Source organism: Gemmiger formicilis (genome assembly GCF_016900095.1).
GTDB classification, from domain to species: Bacteria; Bacillota; Clostridia; order Oscillospirales; family Ruminococcaceae; genus Gemmiger; species Gemmiger formicilis_A.
In genome coordinates, this window is sequence record NZ_JACJJP010000073.1 from 1 (window position 1) to 1,299 (window position 1,299).

General features: G+C 44.8%; 2 protein-coding genes. Both read left to right on the forward strand.

Features of this window, described 5'->3' with window-relative positions; genetic code table 11:
- Positions 1–80: 80 nt before the first annotated feature.
- Positions 81–389 (forward strand): helix-turn-helix domain-containing protein, encoded by a 309-nt coding sequence (locus H6B15_RS15235; protein ID WP_204648850.1) that lies wholly within the window; start codon positions 81–83, stop codon positions 387–389.
- Positions 386–1,243 carry an IS3 family transposase gene (locus tag H6B15_RS15240; RefSeq protein ID WP_204648851.1) on the forward strand — a complete coding sequence of 286 codons (858 nt, stop codon included), beginning with the start codon at positions 386–388 and terminating at the stop codon, positions 1,241–1,243. Before H6B15_RS15235 ends, H6B15_RS15240 begins: the two co-directional genes overlap by 4 nt.
- Positions 1,244–1,299 lie beyond the last annotated feature (56 nt).

The window sequence follows — 1,299 nt, forward strand, 5'->3', positions numbered from 1 at the left end:
TGAACAGGTCCGTAAAAAGTAGACAATAGACAAAAAACCTCCCCGTGTAGGATAATAGAACTACACGAGGAGGTTTTGCTATGCCCAGAAAATACACGAAAATAAATCAATATGAGAAAGAAATTCTGCAATGGAAAAGCGAGGGTATTGCCAACCGAGAAATCGCCCGGAGACTAGGCATGGAATACTCGCAGGTTCATAATTGGGTATCACGGTATAATGAACGACAGCGCAAACTCAAGGCGGGAATTGTTCCGCGGAAAAAAGGCAGGCCACGCAAAGACTCTGAGCCGAGAGATATTGTAGCAGAACAGACATATATCATCCAGCGACTGAGAATGGAGAATGAGCTGCTGCGGGATTTTATGCGATCCATGGGGAGGAGGTGAAGCCAGGATTTAAATATGCTGTTATCCACCGTCATCGTATGAAGTATCCAATAGTACAGATGTGCAGGATGCTAAAGGTTTCCCGAAGCGGCTATTACAAGTATGTCAAACAGATGCAGCACCCTGCAAAAGATCTGCAACTTGCAGAAAAGATTCGGGCGAAGCAGGAATCCAGCAGAAGAACATATGGGTACCGAAGGATAAAACTCTGGCTGGACAGCGAAGGAATCGTCAAAAATCCCAAGACGATTTTAAGAATCATGCACAAATACGATCTTTTGAGCGAGATACGACGCAGAAGAAAGTGGGTTCAGATGGGCTGGCAGGTCCACAAATACCAAAACCTTCTGAATCGTGAATTTAATGCTGCACATCCAAACCAAAAGTGGGTCACAGACATTTCTTACATTCATACCAAGGAAGGTGTTCTCTATCTGTCCATGATCCGTGATCTGTATGACAGAAGTATTATCGCTTATAAGACCGGTACCAGCCAGACAGTCAATCTTGTATTGGATACCATCCATCTTGCGATGAAGTCTGTAAAAACAGAAAGTCGCCGGGAGTTGCAGCTCCACAGCGACCAAGGGTTCCAATACACCTCGCAAGCATATTTCGACCTGACTAAAGAATACGGCATTACACCGTCTATGTCAAGGCGGGGAAATTGCTATGACAATGCGTTGGCTGAAAATTTCTTTGGCATCCTGAAAACCGAGTGCATCTATAGACACAAGCCGGAGACTTTTGAACAGGCCAATAAAATGATTGACGATTACATCTACTTCTACAACCATGAGCGCATTCAACTGAAAACAGGACTGGCTCCGCTTACGCTTCGCCAGTCCTGTTAAGGTCCCCACTACACGAGGGTCTTTTTATTCATGTCTACTAATTCTGGGGCAGTTCA